General features: G+C 30.8%; 7 protein-coding genes. All 7 read left to right on the top strand.

Going from position 1 to position 5,796, the window contains the following annotated elements; all coding sequences use genetic code 11:
* The first annotated feature begins 2 nt into the window (after positions 1-2).
* The gene (gene rlmD, locus RQ893_RS07660; RefSeq protein ID WP_311482442.1) at positions 3-1,340 is read left to right on the top strand and encodes a 23S rRNA (uracil(1939)-C(5))-methyltransferase RlmD; all 1,338 of its coding nucleotides are present in this window, start codon (positions 3-5) and stop codon (positions 1,338-1,340) included.
* A 139-nt stretch (positions 1,341-1,479) separates the two neighbouring features.
* Positions 1,480-2,418 carry an alpha/beta hydrolase gene (locus RQ893_RS07655; protein WP_311482441.1) on the top strand — a complete coding sequence of 313 codons (939 nt, stop codon included), beginning with the start codon at positions 1,480-1,482 and terminating at the stop codon, positions 2,416-2,418.
* A 57-nt stretch (positions 2,419-2,475) separates the two neighbouring features.
* Positions 2,476-2,955: an ABC transporter permease gene (locus RQ893_RS07650; protein WP_311482440.1), complete on the top strand. Its 480-nt coding sequence runs from the start codon at positions 2,476-2,478 to the stop codon at positions 2,953-2,955.
* A gap of 44 nt (positions 2,956-2,999) precedes the next feature.
* Entirely contained in the window at positions 3,000-3,749 is a 750-nt protein-coding gene (locus RQ893_RS07645) for an alpha/beta hydrolase (protein ID WP_311482439.1), read from the top strand.
* A 58-nt stretch (positions 3,750-3,807) separates the two neighbouring features.
* On the top strand, positions 3,808-4,245 hold the full coding sequence (locus RQ893_RS07640) for a GNAT family N-acetyltransferase (RefSeq protein WP_311482438.1): 438 nt from the start codon (positions 3,808-3,810) through the stop codon (positions 4,243-4,245).
* An 84-nt stretch (positions 4,246-4,329) separates the two neighbouring features.
* The gene (locus tag RQ893_RS07635) at positions 4,330-4,980 is read left to right on the top strand and encodes a response regulator transcription factor (RefSeq protein WP_311482437.1); all 651 of its coding nucleotides are present in this window, start codon (positions 4,330-4,332) and stop codon (positions 4,978-4,980) included.
* The coding region (locus tag RQ893_RS07630; protein ID WP_311482436.1) for a HAMP domain-containing sensor histidine kinase at positions 4,981-5,796 on the top strand (816 nt) is incomplete at its 3' end.

Here is a 5,796-nt window from a genome sequence, read left to right as displayed (position 1 = left end):
AAATCACCCAAATGAAGTATCCAAATATTTCGATTGGCTTTGATGAAAATGATAGAAAAGTAGAATTCAAGGGTGGAATCTTGGGTCAAACTGTGAGGGTAAAAGCTGGTAAGAAAAATAAGGATAGGATAAAGGGTAAGTACATAGAACTACTCGAAGAATCAAAACTAGAAAATGCCAGGGAATATTGCAAACAAGCAGGTGTTTGTGGTGGATGTGCCTACCAAAAACTCGCCTATGAAACAGAATTAATGCTAAAACACGGCATGATTAAAAATCTTTTTGACGAGTACGGAATTGAATATAATAAAGACATAAGTATTAATAGGTCACCAATAACAAGTGGTTATAGAAACAAAATGGAATATACCTTTGGTGATTCAGTGAAAGGCGGACCTTTGGTTTTAGGTCTTCATAGAAAGAGAAGATTTTATGAAATTGTAGATTGTAAGAATTGCAATATCGTAGATTCTGACTTTAATACCATAAGAAATAAGGTCCAAGCTTATTTTAGGGAAAAAGAAACAGATTTTTACCATAAGATGGCCAAAGAAGGCCTATTAAGACATCTTGTGATTAGAAAGGCCATGCACACTGGGCAAATTATGATAATCCTTGTCACAACAAGCGAAGATAGCTTTGATGAGATAAGATTGAGATTATTTTTACATATGCTGTTAGATTTAAATCTAGATGGGAAAATTTTCTCAGTCTACCATGTCTTAAACGATTCAGTCGCAGATGCTGTAATTCCTGAAGAAGTAAAACTTATTTATGGAAAAGAATATATAACAGAAAAAATGATGGAACTTGAATTTAGGATATCGCCATTTTCTTTCTTCCAGCCAAATGTATTCACAGCAGAAAAACTCTACCAAAAGGCCTTTGATCTAGCTGAAATAGATAAAACAATGGACGTCCTTGACCTTTATTCTGGAACAGGCACTATTACTCAACTAATGGCAAGCGTTGCAAAGAGTGCAACCGGCATAGAGATAGTTGAAGAAGCAGTAGAAAAGGCAAGAGAAAATGCAAAGATAAATGGTTTGGATAATGTAAACTTTTTGTGTGGGGATGTTCTTGAAGAAATTGAAAAGGTCGGAAGTAAATACGACGTAGTAGTCCTAGACCCACCAAGAGCTGGAATAAGTCCAGCATCATTAGAAAAAATCTTAAATATTGATTGTAAAAAATTTGTTTATATCTCATGTAACCCAAAAACTCAAATGGAAAACTTAAAAACTTTCCTAGAAAAAGGCTACGAAATAAAAGACTACGAAATCTATGATCAATTCCCAAATTCTAGACATTTAGAAACAATTGCTTTAATCGAAAAATAGAAATATATTTTTTTCACTGGCTTATGAGATTGAAATTTCATTAGCCAGTTTTTTTGTAAATCTAATAAAAAAGAACGGTATAATGAAAGTAATAATTAGTATCAGAAAACAATTATTATTATGTGAATAGAGGTGGAAAATGAGTCTAACTTATAAAATAGCTGCTGGAATAGTAAGTGCTCTTGGTATCAAAAAAATGTTTTTAAAAAACAAAGAAGAGATGCTAGAGTATGCAAAAGGCGAAAATGCAAAAGTAGTGTTTGAACTTGATAAGGCAAAAAAGAGAGCTAGGAGGAGAAATTATTTTCTATTTGATAGGGATGTGATGGGCTCTATGCTCATAACTTATCAAAAAAATAAAAGTCCGGCTGATGGCGCTGTTCTTTACCTTTTTGGTGGGGGAATGATTACCCAACCGAATAAAATAGATTTTTCTTTGGCCGAAAGGATAATGGAAAAAACTAATAAAGACGTCTGGTTTTTGTTTTATCCTCTATGTTCAGAAGATGTTAATGTGAGTAAGACTTATGAAGTTTGTTTTGAAACTTATAGGTTAATGACAGAAACATACGAAGCTTATAATATAAGTGTATTGGGATTTTCTTCAGGAGCATGTCTTTCTATCGGAATATTTCTCCAAAATAATGCTTTAGGAAAACCTCTTCCTATGCCAGGGAAAATAATATCAGTCTCCCCGGGAGGAATTCCTGATTTAAACCTAGATGAAAACAAAGATATATGGGATAAATTAAAAAAACTTAACCCAAAAGACATCATGATAGAGCCGACATATCTTAAAACTGCCAGAGAAATCTTGATGGGAGGTGAAGATTTACCAGAATATATGCTAGATGGAACAAAGGGAGATTTCACAGATTTCCCAAAAACTTATTTTTATTATGGTGGTAATGAATGCCTCTATGCCTTTGCAGAAGAATTTAAAAAAGCAATGCAAAAGTATAAAGCTCCATATGAGATAATTGTTGGTGATGGAATGTGCCATTGCTATCCTCTTGTGAGGTTTTTTAAAGAAGGAAGAGATGCTCAAGATGAAATAATAGAATTATTGAAGTCTTGAATTTAAAAGATTTATAAAGATCTAAAGGGAAATTAAAAGAGAGAGTGGATACAATTTATGATTTTTATTTTCTTATTTATTTTATGTCTAATATTTTTTGGATTGTGTTTTTGGGGGACAGGAACTGATGAGAAAAATTTAAAAAACTATATGTCCTACCCCGATGAGGTCCAAGAAAAAATAAAAAAAATAGGTGACTACCAGGAAAAATTTAGAGAAACTAGTAAAGCTTCGACATTTGTTGCAAATTTTATAATATTTTCTATCTTATTTTTGCTAATAGGAATGAAAGTTCGTCAGACTGGATTCTTTCAAAACTTTACTGCTTTATTAATTTTAGGAGAAGGTTTGAATATTTTTGACCTTCTTGTTATAGATCTCTTGTGGTGGAGAAATACAAAACGAGTTAGATTATCAAAGATACCAGAGAAAAGTCTGTATCAAAATCCAAGAAAACATATAGAAGCTTTTATGCGAGCTTTGTTCATGTACTTTTTGATTGCATTGATAGATGGATATATCTTAACCTTGTTTTAAAAATAACAATTTATAAAAAATGAATTAGTTTTGAGGGTACAATTATGAACTTTACTTCTTATGGTAAAAAATCCAATAAGTCAGTTTTATTTATCCACGGTCTTGCCTCAACAGCCGACTTGTGTTTTAAGCAATTATTGCCATATTTTGCTGATTATTATGTGATTTTTTGTGAACTTGATGGGCATTGTGAATCTAAGTTAAATAATTTAGTTTCAATGAAAAAAACAATTGAAGATATTGAAGATTATATAGGAAAAGAATTATATGGTGAGCTTTATGGAATCTGTGGTTTCTCAATGGGAGGGACAATAGCCGTAGATTTAATATCTAGGGCTAATATTACTGTTCAAAAAATAATCTTAGATGCCCCAATAACAGTCGACTTAGGATTTATGGCACAACCTTATACTCTGGCTTTTATAATTGGAACAAATATGATTAAAAAAGGCAAGTCAATTCCCAAAATTTTACTTGATAAGGTCATGGGAAAGGATAATACCAGCATTATTGAAATGATGTATCCAAAAATCAGCGAAACTACAATAAAAAATGCTTGTAAATACATTTACAATTACAAATTTGCTGAAAGTTTAAAAAATTACCAAAATCCTGTTTTATTTATAAGGGGAAGCGAAGAACCGATTCCAGAAAAAAGTGAAAAAAATTTAAAAAAATATTTGCCACAAATAAAAGTAGAAGTGCTTAAAAATATGGGTCATGGACAATTCTTACATGAACATCCGGACTTATATGCAAAAAAAATAAAAGACTTTATGGAAATCGAAATATGAAATGTTAAGAAAATTTTTTAAAAACATTTAGGACGAAAAATATAAGGAAGTGATTTGTTTGGAAATTAGAAACATTTTAAAAGCTGATTTAAAAGAATTATCAAATTTAATGGTAGAAGTCTATAACGCTCCACCATGGAATGATAAATGGACAGAAGAAACTGCTAAGGAATCCTTATCTGATATTTTAGATTTTCCTGATTTTTATGGCAATCTTATAGTTGATCGTGATGAAATAATAGGTGTCATACTGGGACATATAAGAAGATATGCTACAGAAACTACCTATTATATTGATGAGTTTTTTGTATCTGAAAAATACAGGAGAAAAGGACTTGCAAAGAAACTTTACAGAACTACAATTAATCAATTAAAGGAAAAGGGAGTAAGTGGAGCATTTTTTACAACTTTAAGAAATTCTCCCGCTTATAATTTTTATAAAAGCCAAGGAGCATGGGACCTAGAAGACTCAGCATGCTTCTATCATAAGTTTTAGTAAGACACCTATTAAACAATAGGTGTTTTTCTTTAAAAATTAATAAGGGTATATTGAAACTAATAATTTAAAATGAGGAAGCAAATGAAAAGAATTTTAATTATAGAAGATAACCAAGATATAGCATTACAGATGAAAAGATATTTGTCCAAAAATGGTTATGATGTTGAGCTCGCAGGATCTTTTTATGAAGCTATTTACAAGATGAGTGTTGATATTGATGTGGCGCTTTTGGATATAAACCTTCCTGACAAGGAGGGGCAAGATTTGATAGAAAAGTTAAAGGATAAGGACATAAGAGTTGTTGTAACTACAGTTAAAAACGATGAGGATTTTATAATTGCGGCCCTTGATCAAGGAGCTGATGATTACCTAACAAAGCCATTTTCCCTTGCTATATTAAGAGCGAGAATCGATGCAGTTTTAAGGACTCTGCCTATATCACAAGATAAAATTATTTCTTATAAAGATATAAAAATAGATTTAAACGAGTCAAAAGTTTATTTTAAAGGAGTAAATATAGACTTAACTCCACTTGAGTATGAAATTTTACTTTTATTTATTAAAAATCCCCACAGAGTTTATACAAGGTGTCAGCTTCTTGAAATGTTCTGGGAAGACAGGGATAAGTTTGTTAATGATAATACTCTTACATCGACTATTAAGAGGATTAGGGAGAAACTTGATAAGGAAGTTATTTCAACTGTTAGAGGAATCGGATATAGGATGGACTAAATGGTTTATATATTTTGGATAATAAGCTTAGGATTTCTTTATTATTTTTTGGAATCGAAAAAGAAAAAGAGAATAAATGAGCTTATAGATTTGATAGAAAATATGAAAAATCAAGAATTTAAAATCCCTATGAAGCAAGATGATTTTTCAATATTAGAAGATAAGATTTATAAGCTTTTTATAGAAATTCTTGAAGCTAAGGAAACTACCAGCAAAAATAGTGAAAAGCAAATAGAATACCTAGAAGATATTGCCCATCAGATAAAAACTCCAATCACATCTATGGTTTTTTCTGTAGAAAATTTGGAAATTGATTATCCAGATAATGAAGATTTAGGAATCTTAAAAAGGCAAATTCAAAGGTTAAATTCTTTGTCGGATATTTTGCTTAAATTATCAAGCCTTGATGCTAATAAAGACTTAATGAAAAAAGAAAAAATTTGTCTTGATGAATTGGTAGCCTATGCTTTAGATACCTTAGATATAAAAAGATCTACAAGTGTAAAAATAGAAAACAACTTAAAAGAAAATAGTATTTTCGGGGATTTTTATTGGCTAACAGAAGCCATCATTAATATTTTAAAAAATGCAGATAATAGACCTTCTTGTGATAAAATCAAGGTTTCATCATACAAAAATCCCCTCTATACAAGCTTAATCATTGAAGATCACGGAGGGGGAATTGATAAAGATTCTATTAAAAAAATATTTAAGCGTTTTTATAAAACACCAGACTCAAAGGGATTTGGTATAGGTCTTGCTATGGCGAAGACAATTGTTGAAAAGAATAATGGAGTAATTTCTGTTTCTAATACA

It is taken from the genome of uncultured Anaerococcus sp., assembly GCF_963510915.1.
Taxonomy (GTDB): domain Bacteria; phylum Bacillota; class Clostridia; order Tissierellales; family Peptoniphilaceae; genus Anaerococcus.
Note: the sequence above shows the minus strand (reverse complement) of the source record. Positions and strands in the feature narration are given on the sequence as shown.